Origin of the sequence: Halocynthiibacter styelae, from assembly GCF_016123485.1 — a bacterium.
GTDB classification, from domain to species: domain Bacteria; phylum Pseudomonadota; class Alphaproteobacteria; order Rhodobacterales; family Rhodobacteraceae; genus Halocynthiibacter; species Halocynthiibacter styelae.
The window spans coordinates 210,125-227,305 of the sequence record NZ_JADCKQ010000003.1; the positions used below are offsets into that span (position 1 = coordinate 210,125).

Sequence of the window (17,181 nt, forward strand, 5' to 3'; positions counted from 1 at the left end):
GCACACCGGGGAACAAGCGTGTTCGGCCCGCTTCGGCAATCTGTCGCCCGTTATCCCGTTCGGTGTATGTTATCAGAAATGCCCTTTCCTCTGCCCCGCGGCTTTGTTATGACACCCGGACGCAGGCTTATATGCTGTGAATTCACAGGGAGCGGTTGACGCCCCCGGTGATTCCCATTAAGAGCCAGCAGATGAATTTATGGGCACGGAGATTCCGCGGCCTTAACAGATCGCGGGCGGCAGATCGCCCCTCCAGAAGACAAGGAAGACACATATGTCACGCCGTTGCGAATTGACCGGAAAAGGCCCAATGTCTGGCAACAATGTCAGCCATGCTAACAACAAAACCAAGCGTCGCTTTCTGCCGAACCTGAACGAAGTTACTCTGCAGTCCGAAACACTGGACCGTGGCTTCCGCCTGCGCATCTCTGCTGCAGCGCTGCGTACTGTTGATCACCGTGGTGGTCTGGACGCGTTCCTGGCAAAAGCAAAAGATGTTGAGCTGTCTGCAAACGCTCTGAAAATCAAAAAAGACATCGCAAAGGCACAGGCTGCTGCATAAGCGCCCGCTGACATGCGAATGAGATCAGCCCTGCCATCTGGCGGGGCTTTTTCTTTGGCAGAACATCGCTGCGTCCCCGCGTCGCGCTTTTCCCTGCCAGAAAACCCCGTTACACATCCCCTATGAAACGGCATCTGACCACATCCCTTGCCTGGCTTTTGTCTGCGCTGATCTTCGTGACCAGCGCACAGATGGCTGTGGCGCGGGGCCATGCGATGATGGCGGGGCAGATTGTGATCTGTACCGGTTATGGCCTGAAGGTCATCAACGTCGATTCTGACAATCAGCCCATTGGTCCTGTGCATTATTGCCCGGATTGTGCCCTGTCGTTCATGGATCTGGTGGCCCCAGGTCTGCCGGAGGTACGCAGCCCTTCCCGTGTCACAGCTGTCCGCTTTACGGCCATTCACGCGCAGTCCTATCAGCCAGCATGTCACCTGGCCGTGCCTGCCCGGGGGCCGCCTGAATATTCTCTGTAACCCTTCCCAATCCTTCCGGGGGCTATCCCCGAAAACAGAGAATAAGACTATGAAACTGAAAACTTTCTTTGGCGCTGCTGCGCTTGCCCTGACTGCTGTCCCTGCTTTTGCCCAGGACATTATGGTGCATGATTCCTACGCGCGCGCTGCCAGCCCGTCTGCGATGGCCGGTGCCGCCTTTATGCAGATCATGAACCACGGTGATAGCGGTGATCGCCTGATTGATGTGCGCTCTGATGTTGCGAAACGCACCGAACTGCATACCCATATTGAAGGCGACAATGGCGTTATGCAGATGCGCCAGGTCGAGGGCGGCTTTGCCATTCCTGCCGGCGAAACCCATATGCTGGCGCGCGGCGGGGATCACGTGATGTTCATGGGGCTGAACGAAAGCCTGAACCATGGGGACAGCGTGACTGTAACGCTGGTGTTTGAAAACGCCGGTGAGGTTGAAGTTCAGATCCCGGTTGATCTGGAACGTCAGCCCGATCACGGCGCGATGTCCCATGGGGATCAAAACGGTGATGAGGGTGAAGCTGACGAAGGTCACAGCCACTGATATATCTTTCAGGGTTCGCAGTGCCGGGCTCTGATTCTTTGGGGGAAAAATGCGCGTTCTTTTTGTCTGTCACGGAAACACCTGCCGTTCCCCCGCCGCCCAGGCGCTTGTGCGTCATACCTGCCCTCATATTGAAACCGACAGTGCGGGTGTCTCGGCAGATCGTGTGACTGCGCCGCCGACGCCTGCGATGCGGGCGCTGGTGGAAGCAGAGGGTGTTGATATGTCAGACCTTCAGGCACGCCGGATCACACCAGGTGATTTTAAGGATTTTGATCTGATCATCGCCATGGATTATGACGTTCTGGCGCAATTGAAAAGGCTGCGCCCGATCGGGGCCACGGCAAAGATGGAAGGTTTTATGGATTATATGCCCGGCGCGACTGTGTCGGAAATCGCAGACCCCTGGCACACGGGGGATTATCCGGCGGCCTTTGAATTGATCCGGCAGGCCGCCGATGCTTTTGTTGATGCGCTGAAAGATCAGCCGCGGCAGTAAGTTTCAGCCGTCTGACCAAAGTTCTTGTAACGGCGCCAGAAGCTTTCATGGCTTGCGCGATCTGACTGGCGAATTTCCTGTGCGCGGTGCGGATCAGAAAAGAAAGATGCGGCCATGCGCTGATCGCCATTTTCCAGCGTCAGATCAGCAACATCCTGAATGCAGCCACACAGCTGGCGGTTTGCGGCATCGCGATCAGACCGGTTGCAGGCGTTTTCAATTGTGCCCGCGAAAACGGTGGAACTGGAAGTAACAGTGGCGACAAGCGCCAGGGTAAATATACGGTTCATTTCTTGCCTCTTTGCTTACACCACGGGGCTTCTGCCCTCTTGGATATGTGTAAAATCTGAGGAAACTATGAATCAGATCTGTGGAAAATTCAATCCACCAGATTTTGTGCCCCGGGTGCTGTGGCCGAATACCGCTGGTTAACGGATCGAATCACGCAGCGATTTCAGGCGGTCTGCCAGTTGCCGGCTGTCATATTCGCTTTCCCGTACCAGGCTGTCGAAATGGTTGCGGATCGATTCTACCCGTTCCTTGTCGCGGAAGGCCAGATAGCTTTGTCCCAGGTAGATCACCGCCTGCAAGGGGCCGAAGATTGTGACCGGTGCGGAAAACAGTTTTTTGGCATCAAACAGATAGATCCGCAGTTTCGGATAAAATCTCTCATGCAGCTCCAGCATGTGATCAATCTGGTTCAGGCGATGTTCTACGGGTAACCCGTGATAATAACCTTCGGCGCGGGCGAAGGCTGTCAGTTCATCCACCGGCATGGCGATTTCAAAATCCCACAGGTTCTGACGCATCAGATTCAGCCGGTCTTCGGCAGCCCCAATCGCCTGACGTGCGGTCCGGGCCAGTTGTGGGGCATATTCCCAACGCAGCATTTCACGGGTCTTCAGCACATCCGGCATGGTCGCGGGCACATGGCAGATTTTGTAACCGGCGGCTTCCTGGTGCCAGGCAAGGATCTGTTCATCAACCATGGCGCGGGGGGCGGCGGTCATCTGAACTGAAGACGCCAGCAGGTCTGATGTGCGTTCATGCCGGTCTGTCAGCCCAAGCAACCAGTCAGCAGAGACCCCCAGCGCAGAGGCGCATTCCGCGACCACCTGAGCATTGGGCAGGCGTGGACCGTCACCGGACAAAAGCTGCGAAATGGTAGAACGATCCACGCCCACAGCCAGCGCCAGGCTGCTGCGGTTCAGCTGGGTTTGTTTCAGGGCTTCGCCCAGACGCTGGCGAAACAGCAGGGCGCGGGCACGTTTGTCAATTTTATTCTGCATTGTTTAAAAAATACAACTTTGTTGGATTTTGTTTACCAAGCCCCTGATACCCGAAGTCGTGAATTCATGCGAGGAAAAACAAAAGAAACAAAGATCCGGAAACTGATGGACACCCCGAAACGCACCTGGACAAAAGCAATTCTCTGGCAGGCTCTTGGTCTGTTTTCGATGCTTGTTGTTGGATTTCTGTTCACAGGGTCCATTGCGGTTGGCGGGGCGATGGCGGTTGTGAACGCCCTGATCGGGCTTACCGTTTACATCCTGTTTGAACGGGCCTGGAACCGGATCAGCTGGGGGCGCATCCCCATAAGCGAAGACCTGAAAGAAGGCCTGGAATGAAAAAAAATCTGCCCCGTGTTGAATGGCCGACTTTGTCGCTGCTGATTCTCTGCTACATGGCCTGGGGCCTGGGCACGACATATTTGTCGGCGCTCTGGCTGCCGCTGGGGTTTGTTGTGACGATGTTGGCGATCACTCTGCATTCATCGCTTCAGCACGAAATTCTGCATGGCCATCCATTCGCCAGCCGTTTCTTGTCAGAGGCCACGGTTTTCCCAGCGCCTGGCCTGTTCATTCCCTATCAGCGTTTTCGTGATACCCATCTGGCGCATCACCAGGACTCCATTCTGACCGATCCCTATGATGACCCGGAAAGCAACTTTCAGGATCCGGAGATTTGGGCGAAACGCCCGGCCTGGCAGCAGAAAATCCTGTTGATGAACAACACGCTGGCGGGACGTCTGATTTTTGGTCCGGGCCTGTCAGTGATCTTTTTCGCTGCCTCTGATCTGCGTGCGATCCGGGCGGGGGATCGCGTTGTTCTGATGGGTTGGCTCTGGCATATTCCGGGTGTTGTCATGGTGCTGACCTGGCTGATCGCATACGGTCAGATGCCGCTAGGCCTGTATTTTCTGGCGGCCTATTTTGGGTTCTCAATCCTGAAAATCCGCACCTTCCTGGAACATCAGGCGCATGAACGGGCACGTGCCCGCACCGTGATTATTGAAGACCGGGGGCCATTGGCGTTTCTGTTTCTCAACAACAATCTGCATGTGGTGCATCACATGCATCCGGCGGTGCCGTGGTATCGTTTGTGGGACTATTACAGGAAGAATAAAGATCGCTATCTCGCCCGCAATGATGGCTATCTTTACACTTCCTACGGTGAGGTTTTCCGGCGTTATTTCTTCGCCCGCAAAGACCCGGTGCCACATCCGCTGTGGACGCAAGACCAGGATTAACTCGACATTCAACAGCGCGGCTGGCAGTAAGCGTTCATGCAAGCCTGGATCTGGATATCAATCGCCGCCGCCTTTTCGCAAAATCTGCGCTTTATGCTGCAGAAGCACCTGAAATCGACCAGTTTCAGCACGGCGGGGGCGACGTTTTCGCGTTTTATCTATTCCGCGCCGCTGGTCTGTGTGCTGATCTTTCTTTATGCGCGGATCAGTGATCAGGCGCTGCCTGCGATCCCTTCCGTTTTCTGGCCTTATGCGCTGATCGGGGGGCTTTCGCAGATCCTGGCAACTATGTGCGTCGTCGCGTTGTTTGCGGAACGCAACTTTGCTGTTGGCATCACATTTAAGAAAACCGAAGTCGTGCAGACCGCACTGGTGGGATTCATCGTTTTGGGCGAGGCCGTGACCACCCCGGGCCTGATCGCCATTGGCATCGGCTTCTGGGGGGTGATTTTGCTGTCTGATCCGCCAAAGGGCAAGGTCACGCACTGGTCCCAACGTCTGTTTAACCGCGCCTCTGCGCTGGGTCTGGGATCTGGTGTTTTGTTTGCGTTCTCGGCTGTTGGTTACCGTGGTGCGTCACGGTCACTTGGTCTGGATGATGTGGTGTTGTCCGCGGGTACGACGCTGGCGATTGTTGCCAGCTATCAGGCGCTGATTATGGCGGTCTGGCTGGCCTGGCGCGAACGTGGCGAGATCACCAAAGTTCTGCGGCACTGGCGCGTGGCCGGGCTTGTGGGGATCACGTCGATGATCGGCAGCTTCTGCTGGTTCGCAGCCTTCACGCTGCAAAATGCCGCCTATGTGAAAGCGGTCGGGCAGATTGAACTGTTGTTCAGCTTTATCACGGGGCTTGTGGTGTTTAAGGAAAAAACCAGTGGACGGGAACTGGCGGCGATGGGGTTGATCACCGCTTCTATTCTGCTGCTGATCCTTGTGACGTAAAACGGCCGGTCAGACTGTTATCGGCCATCTGAACATCCAGCGGACGGGAGCCACCCAGGCGCAGGAACAGACTTTCTTCATCATCATTGCGGAAAAACGGTACGCCGGGTTCACGCTTCTGACCGGACAGGCGGATGTGCAGTTCTGCCAGAACGACTTCGGTGATGAAAGGCAGATCAAAGCCGCGTGCGTCATTCAGGGCGATCCATTGAAGTGAAGATAGTTCATCACTGGCGTGGGAAAAATCATCAGGGTCGCCATGCAGCGCAGAAGCATCCGCCATAAAGAACCGCGCATCAAACCGGCGGGGGCGGCCTGGTGGCGTGATGGCGCGGAATACAAATTTCAGCGCATCGCCTGAAGGCGCAAAACCGGTTTTTGCATAGGTCTGCCAGTCAGTTGAGGGGTTTTCCATCTGACCAGGCTGACCAAGAACAAGGCCGGTTTCTTCCCAGAGTTCGCGCACGGCGGCGACCTGCAATGCGCTGACAAGACCGGGGTCGGCATCCTCATCCAGGCGGGTGCGGCAGGGTTCCGGGATTTCGGCGGCCAGAGCCACCGAAGCATCCTCAGCATCTACGGCACCGCCGGGGAAGACGAATTTATTCGGCATAAAGGCCGCCTTCGCCCCGCGCTGGCCCATCAGAACCCGGGCCTTCCCCGCATCCCCATCAGGGGCAGGGCGCACAAGAATGATAGTCGAGGCGTTGCGAATCGCCGTTTTGTCGATGGTCATTGCCTTCTCCTGCACAGGTGGTGTCAGTCACCAAACCCATGCATGCGTTTGGCCCACTGATAGCTGACTACAATTCCTTTCAACCTTGGCAGGAGATAGAGGGACATTGCAACACAGACCACGGTGAAAATTGTGGCAAGCACCAGAGGTTCCGGGCGGAAGGTTTCAAAAACGAACATGATCAGCGGCACCATCAGGTGGCCGACAATCAAAATCGTCAGATAGGCCGGGCCGTCATCTGCGCGGTGATGATGCAGTTCCTGTTCACAGTTGGGGCAGGTGTCGCGTACCTTCAGATAACCCTGCAGCAGTGGCCCTGAACCGCAGTTGGGGCAACGACGACGCCAGCCACGCAGCAGGGCGGGCTTGATCGGACGTTCGTCTGCGACATCGGCAATGCTTGTTGAATCTGTCATTCGCGTTTCCTCAGGATCTCTAAGCTGACGCATCACATAGCCCATCACGACAGGAATTGCGAAGGGTGTGAATGTCGCAGCCCTGGTCCTGCGAAAAACAATTTCTGAAAAAGTTTAAACTTCTGCGACGGAAAATCTGGCGGGCTGCGTTTTACCTTATGAAAGCGCCACAGAGAGAGCATCGCGGCGCTGATGAATGAAAGGTAAGACAATGAAAATGACACGCTTTGGTAAACTGACTTCTGATGCAACCCGCCTGTGGGCGACAACCGGTGCAATTGCCCTTGGCCTGATGATCACGGCTGTTGGTCCGGTTGCTGCTGGTCCGCATGGTGACCGTGAACCGGTTGCCTTTTCTGACATTGACGCAAATGGCGATGGCGAAATCACCGAGGCTGAATTCACCGCACATCGTGCCGCCAAACGCACCGAGCGTTTTGAAACAACCGACACCAACAATGACGGCCTGCTGTCTGAAGATGAAATCAAAGAAGCCGGTGGTCGCCGCGCCGGTCGCCGTGCCTCGCGCATGATTGATCGTTTTGATGCGAATGATGACGGCATGCTGTCCATGGATGAGCTGCCGGAACACGGGCAGGGGCACCGGGGTGGCGATGATGATGACCGCGAAAGCTTCATGGAACGCTTTGATGAGGACAACAATGGTTCCATCAGTGAAGCTGAGTTCGAAGCGGCGAAAGAACACATGCAGGAACGCCGCGGGCGTAACGGCCGTCACCAGGACTAATTGCGGCGGACCGCCCCGGGGGGCTTTACTTCCCCCGGGGCAGATTGAAAAACCAGGCAGGCAGGATTAGCGTTCAGGAATGGCAATGCCTTTTGATTGTGACACGGCGGAAGATGAAGCGCGGCTTCTGATGCATTTTGCATCGGGTGACCGCAACGCTGCTCGCGTGCTGACACAGCGTTTTGCCCCTGTTGCTTTTGGCTATGCCATGCGGCGGCTTGGGGATCGTTCTGTTGCGGAAGACATCGCCCAGGATGCGATGCTGCGGCTTTGGAAAACCGCGCCGGACTGGCAGGAAGGGCGCGCCCGTATTTCGACCTGGCTGTATCAGGTGGTGTCGAACCTTTGCACTGACTGGTTCCGACGTCGGAAAGACTATGGTCAGGCTGGAGATGATGACTTGTCGCAGGTTGTGGACGAGACACATGCCGGGGCAGAAGCACAGTTGCAGCATCAGGCACGGCTGGTGGCATTGAATGCGGCGCTGATGACTTTGCCGGAGCGACAGCGTCTGGCGGTGGAAATGCGCCATATTGAAGGGTTCTCAAACCCGGAAATTGCCGCGGCACTGGACACGCGTGTTGAAGCGGTGGAAAGCCTGACGGCACGGGGCAAACGGGCCCTTGCAAAAGTGCTGGCAGAGAAACAGGATGAACTGGGGTTTCAGGATGGATGACAAAATGACAAATCCACATCAGTCAGATGACGCAATGCTGCAGGGCTTCTTTGATGCTGCCCGTGCGCCTGCGCACGATGCTGAGCCCTCAGGTGATTTTATGGCCCGGATGCTGAATGATGCATTTGATGTCCAGGATGCACAGGCCCCCGTTGTACAGCCCGCTGCGCGCCGCCCCTGGCATGTAGCCCTGCTGGATGCTGTCGGGGGCTGGCCTTCGCTGGCGGGCATGGCCGTGGCGACGGTGGCCGGGGTCTGGATCGGGGTTGTAGGCCCATCGGCCCTTGCTGATTTTGCGGTGACAGGCACGGGCGAATATGACAGCGCGGCGCTGGCCTCTGACTATGGATTGACCAGCGGATTTGAAACCCTGCTGGGCGGGAGCTGAGATTATGACTGAAACACGCACAACAGACTCTGAACCAAAGAAAATGCGCCCCTGGATCAGGGTTCTTTTTGGGGTGTCCCTGTCGCTGAACCTGCTGGTGATTGCCGCAGCAACTGCGATGATCATGCGCTGGGATGGGGACCGTTATGGGCGTGATCACCATCCGGCGGGCGGGGCGGTGACCCTGATCCGGGCGCTGCCGGACAGCCATCGCAGCCAGCTGCGCGATGCTTTTGAACGCCATAATCCGGGTGATCGTGTGACCCGCGCGGAAAGTCGACGTCAGCAGTTTCAGGATATCCTTCTGCTTCTGTCGGTTGAGCCTTTTGACGCGGCCGGGTTCGAAGCCGTGTTGAACCAGCAGGCCGATAAATCAGAAGGCCGCCTCACAGGCGGCGCTGCGGCGCTGACAGAAGTGATTGACCAGATGACTGAGGCTGAACGGGCGACCTATCTTGAAGAAGTCAAGCGCCTTGCAGAACGCCGGCGCCGCCAACGCCGATAAAGTGTTACGCAGCGGACCGGCAGAAACTGACGGTATTGCGCCCCATATTCTTTGACGCGTAAAGTGCCTGATCTGCCTGTTGCAACAAGCCTTCCGGGTGCTGTTGGTTGCCCTGGCCTCCAGGCCCCATAGACACACCAATCGACAGGGTCACGTGGATTGGTTCCATGCCCGGCGCGGGAACAATGGGAATTTCTTCAACAAGACGGCGCAGGCGTTCTGCCGCGCCCCGGGCCTGATCCATCGTCGTATCCGGCATAGCCACCAGGAATTCTTCGCCCCCGATACGCGCAATCAGATCCACATCGCGCAGATTATCCCGCAGGCGATGTGCCACCGCGCAAAGCACCTGATCCCCGACCTGATGCCCCCAGGTGTCGTTCACCTGTTTGAACCGATCAATGTCCATCATCATCACCGCGAAGGAATGGCCGGATGTACGGGAATGTTCGCTGATCCGTGTCAGGTGTGTGAAAGCATACCGGCGGTTATAGAGGCCCGTTAAAGAATCCTGCATCGCAAGGCGCAACCGGTCACGTACAGAATTACGCAGCTGATCAGAACGACGCTTGCGGGTGACCAGGGCATCAATGCGGATTTTCAGTTCTTCTGGGGTGAAACCGCCGGTGATCAGATCATTTGCACCCAGATCCAGTGCGATCACTGCCTGTTGTGGGGCGCCTTCCCGCAGAACCATGATGATCCCTGCATGGCGGGTCGCCGGACGCGAGCGCAGTTCCGAAAGCAGACGCAATCCTTCGTCCTGACGTGTCAGATCGCCCGAAATGACAAACACATCCGGGGCTTTCCCGGTATCGCTGCCTTTCGGTTCCTCCCGGGCCGGCGCAGGCCAGGAGAGTGCGTTTTCCGGGGCAATGACCCGGGTGTTGTGCCGACTGTCCACAGAGGCCAGGGCAGCCTTCCAGGATACCGCATCCCCGCCTGGCGCAATCAGGGCGACATTGGCAGGTTTTACAAAGTCAGACGCAATCTCTGCAAAGCCCAGTTCGCGGGATGTATCATCGCGCAGGCGCAGTTCATTTTCTGTTTCCCGGGCACGCAGCAGGCTGCGTACACGTGCAAGCAGCGTCATTTCATCCAGAGGTTTTGGCAGATAATCCTGCGCACCTGCACGCAGGGCGGCGATGCGTGCCTCTGCGCTGTTGCAGGTAATCGACATAACCACCGGGCAATCCCGGGTCAGCGGGTCTTTCTGCAGTTGTGCGCAGACAGCGTCACCTGACATATCTGGCAGCTCATGGCTGAGGATGATGAGATCCGGGTTTTCCCTTTTGGCAATCTCCAGCGCATCTGCGCCGGTGCCCGCTTGAGAAACGTGATAACAGGCACCCGTCAGGCGGACCTTCAGCATAATGCGATTGGTCGCTACATCGTCAACAATGAGGATGCGTCCTGCCATACTGTTTCTCACCTATTTCGAATTTACTGTTGATCTCTTCTCCGGCAGAATACTTAAAAAAAGCTTTCACAAGGGTTAACAGAATGACGATGACGCGGGAGTCCGCCGAGACAATTGGTTTACAGGTTCTGGCCTGGCTGGTGGGCAATGAAGACCTGCTTCCGGTCTTCCTTGGGGCTTCCGGCGCGTCGGAGGCAGACATCCGTCAACAGGCTGGAAACGCTGAGTTTCTCGGATCTGTTCTGGATTTTATCCTGATGGATGACGCCTGGGTCACGCAGTTCTGTGACGGGCAGAATCTACCCTATGAACGGTTGATGCAGGCCCGGATGAGTCTTCCGGGTGGTGAAATTGTTAACTGGACCTGATCAACTCACCATAAATGGGTAACCACGTTTTGGGGTGATTCTCCTGTTTCAGAGATCCACCTCAAGCACGCCGCCTGGTTTGGCCGCGCGGGACTGACAAAGGATAATCGCGTTTTCGCGTTCCTTATTGGACAGCACAAAATCGCGATGTTCGGCTTCGCCTGAAATCAGCCCGCATTTGCAGACCCCGCACAGACCGTCGGAACATTTCACGTCAATATGCACGCCCGCGGCCAGGATGGCGTCGGTCGGGGCCTCATCTGCTTTGACTTCAATCACCTTACCGGATTTCGCCAGTTTCAGAGTGAAATCGTGGTTCTCATAGTCCGGCGCGTCGGGCACGGCGAAATATTCCAGATGGCGCGCCTCTTCCGGGAAACCGCCGGCCTCTGCCGCGTCCATCACGCCATTCATATAGGCATCCGGCCCACAGGTATAAACATGCATGCCCGGCTTATATTGCAGCAGGGCATTCAGATCGGCGCGGGTGTCTTCATCTGAGAAATGCAGGTGTACTTTATCCGCCCAAGGCATATTCGGCAGATCGTTAAGGAAACCCGCATTGGCGCGTTTGGAACAGGAATAATGCAGGGCGAAATCTTTGCCCAGGGCGTGCAGGCGATGCGCCATGGCGATCATGGGGGTCACGCCAATGCCGCCGCCCATAAGGAAGGTGAAGCTGGCGTCTTCCGCTAGTGGGAAGTGGTTGATCGGGTGCGAGATAAAGACCTTGCGCCCTTCTTCAAAGATCCGGTGCATTAGTTTTGATCCGCCACGCCCGCTGTCTTCCCGCAGAACCGCGATCTGATATTTGCTGCGATCCGCAGGATTGCCGGACAGGGAATATTGCCGGAAGAACTCTGGCGCGACCACCACGTCAATATGGGCACCCGCCGTCAAAGGCGGCAGGTCGGATCCATCGGGCAGGCTGAATTCATATTTCGTCACGCCTTCGGTCATTTTCTCAGCCTTAGAGATCACAACCTGCATCACCGGGCTTTCCGCCTGGTCCGCGGTGTAGATATGTTCCGGCGGCAGGCCCTGCGCGCGGCGGGTTTTGTGTTCGTCGGCTGCGATCATTTCGCCATAAGCCTGAATGCCGGCCTCCCGATCCATCGGCGCAGGCCAGCCCCAGGGTGGCGGGGCAAGCGGCGCAGGATAAACGGCCAGGGTCTGATCTTCATATTTCAGATCCAGATTTTTCTGTAGCGCACGCGCATTCACAGGCGCGGCCGGGGCGCGGTAGGCCCCGTCATCCAGCATCTCAAGATCCCACCACCATTTCTTACCGGGAACGACTTCGCCATTGCCAACAAAGTCATCAAGCTTTGCCAGAAGTTTCGCAGATCCCGGCGCAGTCATGGCGAGTTTGCGGAAGGGTTCTTCCTTAAACAGGCCTTCAAGGTTCCAGGGACAGGTCTTCATGCAACGCCCGCACATGGCCCCGTTTTTATTGGTGATGCGATAGGTCGTGCACTTCTGACTGTCGGATTTCCAGATTTCATAGCCGTTGAACATCAGCTTTGGCCCGGCGGTAATGGCACCAGACGGGCATTCGCGGGCGCATTTGTTGCAGGCTTCGCAGAACTTCTGCAGGCCGAAATCAATCGGCTTGTCGTGGGTCATCGGCATATTGGTGGTGACAACGCCGGATTTCAGACGCGGACCCAGGAAGGGGTTCAGGATGACCTCGCCAATGCGGGATACCTCACCCAGACCGGACAGCAATAACAGCGGCGGGTGCAGAACCTCATCATCCATCACGCTATGCACACGCGCGGTATAACCCAGGCGGCGGATATGTTCGGCCAGAACCCCGCCCAACAGGGAAAACCGCAGATAGGCCCGCATCGATTGCGCACAGGCGATCCAGTCGTCGCCAGACGCGCCTTCCATGGTTTCGTGGCCCTGATCAATCACCATGGAAATGGCGTTGTCATGGTAAGGCGTGATCACTTGCCCGGCGGCGTCATGGCTATAATAGGCGTAATCGGGGCAGGCCGACAGACCGCAGGCGTCGACGCCCAGCCAATACAGCGCAGCTTTGATATTGGTGGCGTTTTTATCGGGGTCCAGGGTCGACGGATGCACCTCTGCCGCTTCGCCATCCTGCAACAGAATAAACGCCCCAAGAGACGGGCGAAAGGCAAATGCAGACGCCGATTTGCGCATGAAATTCCCGTTCTTCGCCCCGTCCTGCACATGTTTGCCAAGGTCACCAAACAGCGAACGCGCAAACATATTTGCGCGTTTTGGCACGCGGGCGACATTCACGGCGTCAATATAAGTGGTCGTATCTTCCACCCGTTTCAGCGTTTCAAACGGATGCGTGCCTTTCACGTAATCGCGTTTGGCGTATGGATCGCGGTTCTTTGCGTTCTTCGCCTGTTTGCCCAGCCCCTGCGTCCAGGACATCCCACCGCTTTGCCCCGGTGCAATGGGCTGATCCGGGGCCATTTCCAGCGTGGTTGTCACAACGGAAATCGTGAAGTCCCGCCCGATGAACGGGTTCGTCAGCTGGCCATCATCCATCGCCGCCAGCCCGCTTTCCAGCGCAAGGTGATCAAGATGCACATCCGTCGCAGCCATGGAATGCGCGCGGGCGTCATAACCAAGGGAGCGGATATAACTGGCCAGCGTCACAGCGCTTTCCATCCCACGCAGGGCGGCGCGCTGTTCATGGGCATCCCGGATCCAGTCACTGCCGGTTTCATCCACACGCGGATCGCGTTGATGGTCATACATCATAACAATCGCGTGGCTGTGATGGTGACAGTCAGGGTTTGGCGTGCGCAGGGCTTCACGCAGGTTGGCCATCACCACATCAACACCAGCGGCCAGGGTTTTCACCTGCATGGTTTCAAGCTTATTACCCAACCGCGCCACATCTGGGTTTTCAATGGGTTCCGGCAGCCAGGCCCCCTGCGGGATCGCACAGACACCGGCCATAGGTGTGTCACAGAAATACGCAAAGCTTTTCAGGTGGCCGCTGCGTTCCTGCAAATCTGCTGGGATCTCTGCGATTTCCTTTTTGACCAGCCCTTCGCGCGTCGCATCCAGCATCGCCTGATATTCCTGCATCGCATTGACAATCGACAGGGGATCATCCGGGCGACGGAAGGAAAGCCCGGCCTGGGGCGCAAGTTGATCGGCACTTTCAGCGCGCACAACACGTGTCAGTTTCTCAAGCGGATAAGCGCCCTGATGAAAGGGACGGTTTTTATAGGAAAAGAGCTTGCCCATGGATCGGATCTTTCGGCTGGCTGTGTGGGGTCAGAGACGTTGCAGCGGGTCGTCTTCACCCGTGCGCAATTTTGAAAGGAGCGCGCGCAACTGCGTGCTTTCCCCTGCTGTCAGTTTATCTTCGAAATGTGCGGCGTTGCTGGCTGCGAACTGGCTGGCGAGATCCAGGCGTTTTTCGGCTTCTGCCGTCAGGCCCACGCGGGTTGTGCGCTTGTCTTTGTCGCCACCCTGCCGTTCGATCAACCCGCCCGCTTCCATCTGGCGCAATGCGCGCGAGGTTGCGGTGCGGTCAATGCCAACGAAATCCGCGATGTCGGAAGGTTGTGACAATCTCTGCGGCCCGGCGGCCAACAGAATACACCAGGTGATACGGGTCAGGCCGATTTCTTTCAGGCGATTTTCAAAACCGCGTTCAAGCTGCCGCGCGGTTACAGAAATCTGATAGCCAAGAGAGGCGTGAAGGTCATAGGGTTCAGTCATGGTGATTGACAATGTCAATTAAATGCAGATCGGTCAAGATAATTCTGGCAAGACGTCCCGGTACAACCTAAAGATTCACCCAACGAGACCGCCCATCAGGGCGGAAGAGGAGGAAGCCGAATGGCAAAAGATATTGGGGCGCTGCTGTTTGATAAGGACGGCACATTATTTGACTTTGAAGGCACCTGGGGGCAGTGGGCCGTGCGGGCGTTGGCGGAAATCACCGCCACACCGGAAGAAGCCAAGGCGCTGGGCGAACATATGGGCGTGGATGCGGAAACCGGAAAGTTTCAGCCCGGATCTGTGATCATCGCAGGCACGCCGCATGAAATCGTTGCCAAAGCGCGGGAGTTGCGTCCGGATTTTGATGCGGATGAACTTTACACAACCATTAATCGAATCGCGACAGAGGTGATCCCGGTTGAGGTCACGCCTCTGCCACCGCTGTTAAAAACGTTCCGCGATATGGGGATGAAGCTGGGTGTTTGTACGAATGACACCCTGGAACCAGCCTATGCGAATCTGACCCATGCCGGGGTGCGCGATGACTTTGACCTGGTGCTTGGTGCGGACAGCGGCCATGTGCCCAAACCCGCGCCGGATGGCCTGTTTGTTTTTGCGAAACATGTGGGCGTTGATCCCGCGCGTTGCGCCATGGTGGGCGACAGTCTGCATGATCTGCAATCCGGCCGCGCGGCGGGCATGAAAACCATTGCAGTGCTGACGGGCGTTGCACCGACGGAAGAGCTTGCCCCTTACGCGGATGTTGTCCTGCCGGATATCAGCCACATTCCGGCCTGGCTGGCAGAATAATCCAGAATTTTAAAAGGGCAGAGATCACTCTGCCCTTTTTTCGTGGCGCTGCCGGGGTTGTCCGGATGTTGCGCATAAGAATTTTAAGCGGCGAAAAGCGCAGCTTCGGATTTTGAAAGCGACATTTTCTGTCGCGAATGTCTGCGATTTGGCGTGACGCAGCGGGTCTTCTGTTCGCAACAGTTATGAACGGAGCGCAACATGGCAGATCCCAAACGCAGAAAACGGTCGGGTGGCCGCGCAGGCAACACCCGGCGCGAGGCCGCAGCGATTGACCAGATGCCCTGGCGTCTGCCGCAGAATATTGACCGCCCGACCGAGCCTCTGACACCGGAAGGCGTGGAGGCCGTTCATGATGGCGCTATGCGTATTCTGGAAGAGATCGGCATTGATTTCCTGAATGAGGAAGCGATTGAGATCTTTAAAGAAGCGGGCTGCAAAGTTGACGGCGAAAACGTGAAGATGGATCGTGAATGGGTGATGGAGATGCTGTCCCATGCCCCATCCGACTTTCACATCACCCCGCGCAACCCGGATAAACAAATTCACGTGGGCGGCAAAACCATGCTGTTCGGCAATGTGTCTTCCCCCCCGAATTATTACGACATCGAACAGGGTCGCAAAACCCCGGGCACCCGTGAACAATGCGCCAATCTGCTGAAACTGACCCAGTATTTCAACTGCATCCACTTCGCAGGTGGTTATCCTGTGGAACCTGTGGATGTGCATGCATCGGTCCGTCACCTGGACGTGGTGCATGACAAGCTGCTGCTGACCGATAAAGTCGTGCATGCCTATTCTCTGGGCAAAGAGCGCGTTGAAGACGTGATGGAAATGGTGCGCATTGCCGGTGGTATGACGCATGAGGAATTCGACGCCCGTCCGCATATGTACACCAACATCAACTCCACCTCGCCCCTGAAGCATGACGAACCAATGATTGATGGTTGTCTGCGCCTTGCACGTCGCGGTCAGGCGATCTTTGTGACGCCGTTTACCCTGGCGGGTGCGATGGCACCTGTGACCATGGCAGGCGCTGTGGCGCAGTCTATTGCCGAGGCCCTGGCGGCCATTGTCCTGTTCCAATACGTGCGCCCGGGCGTGCCCTGTGTGATCGGGACATTCACCTCAAACGTCGATATGAAATCCGGCGCACCGGCGTTTGGCACGCCAGAATATATGCGCGCCACGCAGATGACCGGCCAGATGGCGCGCTTCTACAAACTGCCGATGCGCGCAAGCGGCTCCTGTGCGGCCAACGTACCGGACGGGCAGGCGATGTGGGAAACCTCAAACGCGCTTTGGTCTGCTGTGCAATCCGGCACAAACATCGTTTATCACGCGGCGGGCTGGCTGGAAGGCGGTCTGATCGCAAGCCCCGAAAAATTCATCATGGATTGCGAAGTGATCCAGATGATCCAACGCTATATGGAACCCGCGATCACCGCTGCGGGACCGGATGAAATCGCATTTGATGCGATCAAAGAGGTTGGTTCTGGCGGGCATTTCTTCGGGATTGACCACACCCAGGAACGCTATGAAACTGCTTTCTATCAGCCCTTTGTGTCTGACTGGCGCAACTTTGAGGCCTGGGAAGTAACCGGCGGCATGTGGACGGCCGAACGTGCCCATCGCACCTATAAGCAGATCCTTGAGGAATTTGAGGCACCTGCGATGGATGTGGCGATTGCGGATGAGTTGCGCGAATTTGTTGAACGCCGCAAACGCGAGGGCGGTGCGCCAACCGATTTCTGATCTGTTGTAAATCCGGGAAAAGGGCCGCTTTACTGCGGCCTTTTTTGTCTGTGACTGCCAGA

General features: G+C 56.7%; 21 protein-coding genes. 14 read left to right on the plus strand and 7 right to left on the minus strand.

Annotated features, from left to right (window positions below):
* Positions 1–274 precede the first annotated feature (274 nt).
* From rpmB to H1D41_RS05590, 4 genes are all read left to right on the plus strand, one after another.
* The gene (gene rpmB, locus H1D41_RS05575) at positions 275–562 is read left to right on the plus strand and encodes a 50S ribosomal protein L28 (RefSeq protein ID WP_107497163.1); all 288 of its coding nucleotides are present in this window, start codon (positions 275–277) and stop codon (positions 560–562) included.
* Between the two features lie 122 nt (positions 563–684).
* Positions 685–1,041 (plus strand): hypothetical protein, encoded by a 357-nt coding sequence (locus H1D41_RS05580; RefSeq protein ID WP_228847960.1) that lies wholly within the window; start codon positions 685–687, stop codon positions 1,039–1,041.
* A 49-nt stretch (positions 1,042–1,090) separates the two neighbouring features.
* Positions 1,091–1,600: a copper chaperone PCu(A)C gene (locus tag H1D41_RS05585; RefSeq protein ID WP_228847961.1), complete on the plus strand. Its 510-nt coding sequence runs from the start codon at positions 1,091–1,093 to the stop codon at positions 1,598–1,600.
* A 49-nt stretch (positions 1,601–1,649) separates the two neighbouring features.
* The gene (locus tag H1D41_RS05590) at positions 1,650–2,099 is read left to right on the plus strand and encodes a low molecular weight protein-tyrosine-phosphatase (protein ID WP_228847962.1); all 450 of its coding nucleotides are present in this window, start codon (positions 1,650–1,652) and stop codon (positions 2,097–2,099) included.
* Here H1D41_RS05590 and H1D41_RS05595 read toward each other — a convergent pair.
* Both H1D41_RS05595 and H1D41_RS05600 read right to left on the minus strand, forming a co-directional pair.
* A complete protein-coding gene (locus H1D41_RS05595; RefSeq protein ID WP_107497159.1) occupies positions 2,084–2,389 on the minus strand; it encodes a hypothetical protein in 306 nt (101 codons plus the stop codon). The two genes, H1D41_RS05590 and H1D41_RS05595, sit on opposite strands and share 16 nt — an antisense overlap.
* Before the next feature lie 138 nt (positions 2,390–2,527).
* The gene (locus tag H1D41_RS05600) at positions 2,528–3,388 is read right to left on the minus strand and encodes a helix-turn-helix domain-containing protein (protein ID WP_228847963.1); all 861 of its coding nucleotides are present in this window, start codon (positions 3,386–3,388) and stop codon (positions 2,528–2,530) included.
* 105 nt (positions 3,389–3,493) lie between these two features.
* On the opposite strand from H1D41_RS05600, the gene H1D41_RS05605 reads away from it, so the two are divergent.
* From H1D41_RS05605 to H1D41_RS05615, 3 genes are read left to right on the plus strand one after another with little or no spacing between them, the layout of a single operon-like run.
* Positions 3,494–3,727 carry a DUF2061 domain-containing protein gene (locus tag H1D41_RS05605; RefSeq protein ID WP_228847964.1) on the plus strand — a complete coding sequence of 78 codons (234 nt, stop codon included), beginning with the start codon at positions 3,494–3,496 and terminating at the stop codon, positions 3,725–3,727.
* Positions 3,724–4,629, plus strand: a complete 906-nt coding sequence (locus tag H1D41_RS05610) for a fatty acid desaturase (RefSeq protein ID WP_228847965.1) — start codon at positions 3,724–3,726, stop codon at positions 4,627–4,629. The genes H1D41_RS05605 and H1D41_RS05610 overlap by 4 nt, the downstream gene beginning before the upstream one ends.
* Before the next feature lie 36 nt (positions 4,630–4,665).
* Positions 4,666–5,571 (plus strand): DMT family transporter, encoded by a 906-nt coding sequence (locus H1D41_RS05615; RefSeq protein WP_228847966.1) that lies wholly within the window; start codon positions 4,666–4,668, stop codon positions 5,569–5,571.
* Here H1D41_RS05615 and H1D41_RS05620 read toward each other — a convergent pair.
* Together H1D41_RS05620 and H1D41_RS05625 are read right to left on the minus strand one after the other, a co-directional pair.
* Positions 5,543–6,307 (minus strand): NUDIX hydrolase, encoded by a 765-nt coding sequence (locus tag H1D41_RS05620; protein ID WP_228847967.1) that lies wholly within the window; start codon positions 6,305–6,307, stop codon positions 5,543–5,545. The two genes, H1D41_RS05615 and H1D41_RS05620, sit on opposite strands and share 29 nt — an antisense overlap.
* Positions 6,308–6,330: 23 nt before the next feature.
* Entirely contained in the window at positions 6,331–6,723 is a 393-nt protein-coding gene (locus H1D41_RS05625) for a DUF983 domain-containing protein (protein WP_228847968.1), read from the minus strand.
* A 196-nt stretch (positions 6,724–6,919) separates the two neighbouring features.
* Between H1D41_RS05625 and H1D41_RS05630 the strand changes: the two genes are divergently transcribed.
* The 4 genes from H1D41_RS05630 (at position 6,920) to H1D41_RS05645 (ending at position 9,040) form a co-directional block, all read left to right on the plus strand.
* Positions 6,920–7,471: an EF-hand domain-containing protein gene (locus H1D41_RS05630; RefSeq protein ID WP_228847969.1), complete on the plus strand. Its 552-nt coding sequence runs from the start codon at positions 6,920–6,922 to the stop codon at positions 7,469–7,471.
* Between the two features lie 85 nt (positions 7,472–7,556).
* A complete protein-coding gene (locus H1D41_RS05635; RefSeq protein WP_324250261.1) occupies positions 7,557–8,147 on the plus strand; it encodes a sigma-70 family RNA polymerase sigma factor in 591 nt (196 codons plus the stop codon).
* A gap of 4 nt (positions 8,148–8,151) precedes the next feature.
* Positions 8,152–8,535, plus strand: coding sequence for a hypothetical protein (locus tag H1D41_RS05640; RefSeq protein WP_228847971.1), 384 nt, complete (start codon positions 8,152–8,154; stop codon positions 8,533–8,535).
* 4 nt (positions 8,536–8,539) lie between these two features.
* Positions 8,540–9,040 (plus strand): periplasmic heavy metal sensor, encoded by a 501-nt coding sequence (locus H1D41_RS05645; protein ID WP_228847972.1) that lies wholly within the window; start codon positions 8,540–8,542, stop codon positions 9,038–9,040.
* 4 nt (positions 9,041–9,044) lie between these two features.
* Here H1D41_RS05645 and H1D41_RS05650 read toward each other — a convergent pair whose 3' ends face one another.
* Positions 9,045–10,460: a diguanylate cyclase domain-containing protein gene (locus H1D41_RS05650; RefSeq protein ID WP_228847973.1), complete on the minus strand. Its 1,416-nt coding sequence runs from the start codon at positions 10,458–10,460 to the stop codon at positions 9,045–9,047.
* Between the two features lie 83 nt (positions 10,461–10,543).
* On the opposite strand from H1D41_RS05650, the gene H1D41_RS05655 reads away from it, so the two are divergent.
* Positions 10,544–10,828, plus strand: a complete 285-nt coding sequence (locus H1D41_RS05655) for a DUF3572 domain-containing protein (protein WP_228847974.1) — start codon at positions 10,544–10,546, stop codon at positions 10,826–10,828.
* Positions 10,829–10,876: 48 nt separating this feature from the next.
* Here the strand turns inward: H1D41_RS05655 and H1D41_RS05660 are convergent, their stop codons facing one another.
* Positions 10,877–14,071: a reductive dehalogenase gene (locus H1D41_RS05660; RefSeq protein WP_228847975.1), complete on the minus strand. Its 3,195-nt coding sequence runs from the start codon at positions 14,069–14,071 to the stop codon at positions 10,877–10,879.
* A gap of 30 nt (positions 14,072–14,101) precedes the next feature.
* Entirely contained in the window at positions 14,102–14,551 is a 450-nt protein-coding gene (locus tag H1D41_RS05665; RefSeq protein ID WP_228847976.1) for a MarR family winged helix-turn-helix transcriptional regulator, read from the minus strand.
* A 120-nt stretch (positions 14,552–14,671) separates the two neighbouring features.
* On the opposite strand from H1D41_RS05665, the gene H1D41_RS05670 reads away from it, so the two are divergent.
* Entirely contained in the window at positions 14,672–15,364 is a 693-nt protein-coding gene (locus H1D41_RS05670) for an HAD family hydrolase (RefSeq protein WP_228847977.1), read from the plus strand.
* A gap of 201 nt (positions 15,365–15,565) precedes the next feature.
* Positions 15,566–17,119 (plus strand): trimethylamine methyltransferase family protein, encoded by a 1,554-nt coding sequence (locus tag H1D41_RS05675; RefSeq protein ID WP_228847978.1) that lies wholly within the window; start codon positions 15,566–15,568, stop codon positions 17,117–17,119.
* Positions 17,120–17,181 lie beyond the last annotated feature (62 nt).

Excerpts from the sequence above, each read along its gene's own strand:
- H1D41_RS05590 (WP_228847962.1), top strand. The coding sequence starts at position 1,650 with ATGCGCGTTCTTTTTGTCTGTCACGGAAACACCTGCCGTTCCCCCGCC.
- H1D41_RS05635 (WP_324250261.1), top strand. The coding sequence starts at position 7,557 with ATGCCTTTTGATTGTGACACGGCGGAAGATGAAGCGCGGCTTCTGATG.
- H1D41_RS05595 (WP_107497159.1), bottom strand. The coding sequence starts at position 2,389 with ATGAACCGTATATTTACCCTGGCGCTTGTCGCCACTGTTACTTCCAGT.
- H1D41_RS05605 (WP_228847964.1), top strand. The coding sequence starts at position 3,494 with ATGGACACCCCGAAACGCACCTGGACAAAAGCAATTCTCTGGCAGGCT.
- H1D41_RS05640 (WP_228847971.1), top strand. The coding sequence starts at position 8,152 with ATGACAAATCCACATCAGTCAGATGACGCAATGCTGCAGGGCTTCTTT.
- H1D41_RS05660 (WP_228847975.1), bottom strand. The coding sequence starts at position 14,071 with ATGGGCAAGCTCTTTTCCTATAAAAACCGTCCCTTTCATCAGGGCGCT.
- H1D41_RS05615 (WP_228847966.1), top strand. The coding sequence starts at position 4,666 with ATGCAAGCCTGGATCTGGATATCAATCGCCGCCGCCTTTTCGCAAAAT.
- H1D41_RS05665 (WP_228847976.1), bottom strand. The coding sequence starts at position 14,551 with ATGACTGAACCCTATGACCTTCACGCCTCTCTTGGCTATCAGATTTCT.
- H1D41_RS05675 (WP_228847978.1), top strand. The coding sequence starts at position 15,566 with ATGGCAGATCCCAAACGCAGAAAACGGTCGGGTGGCCGCGCAGGCAAC.
- H1D41_RS05625 (WP_228847968.1), bottom strand. The coding sequence starts at position 6,723 with ATGACAGATTCAACAAGCATTGCCGATGTCGCAGACGAACGTCCGATC.
- H1D41_RS05645 (WP_228847972.1), top strand. The coding sequence starts at position 8,540 with ATGACTGAAACACGCACAACAGACTCTGAACCAAAGAAAATGCGCCCC.
- H1D41_RS05655 (WP_228847974.1), top strand. The coding sequence starts at position 10,544 with ATGACGATGACGCGGGAGTCCGCCGAGACAATTGGTTTACAGGTTCTG.
- H1D41_RS05585 (WP_228847961.1), top strand. The coding sequence starts at position 1,091 with ATGAAACTGAAAACTTTCTTTGGCGCTGCTGCGCTTGCCCTGACTGCT.
- H1D41_RS05650 (WP_228847973.1), bottom strand. The coding sequence starts at position 10,460 with ATGGCAGGACGCATCCTCATTGTTGACGATGTAGCGACCAATCGCATT.
- H1D41_RS05630 (WP_228847969.1), top strand. The coding sequence starts at position 6,920 with ATGAAAGGTAAGACAATGAAAATGACACGCTTTGGTAAACTGACTTCT.
- H1D41_RS05610 (WP_228847965.1), top strand. The coding sequence starts at position 3,724 with ATGAAAAAAAATCTGCCCCGTGTTGAATGGCCGACTTTGTCGCTGCTG.
- rpmB (WP_107497163.1), top strand. The coding sequence starts at position 275 with ATGTCACGCCGTTGCGAATTGACCGGAAAAGGCCCAATGTCTGGCAAC.
- H1D41_RS05600 (WP_228847963.1), bottom strand. The coding sequence starts at position 3,388 with ATGCAGAATAAAATTGACAAACGTGCCCGCGCCCTGCTGTTTCGCCAG.
- H1D41_RS05670 (WP_228847977.1), top strand. The coding sequence starts at position 14,672 with ATGGCAAAAGATATTGGGGCGCTGCTGTTTGATAAGGACGGCACATTA.
- H1D41_RS05580 (WP_228847960.1), top strand. The coding sequence starts at position 685 with ATGAAACGGCATCTGACCACATCCCTTGCCTGGCTTTTGTCTGCGCTG.
- H1D41_RS05620 (WP_228847967.1), bottom strand. The coding sequence starts at position 6,307 with ATGACCATCGACAAAACGGCGATTCGCAACGCCTCGACTATCATTCTT.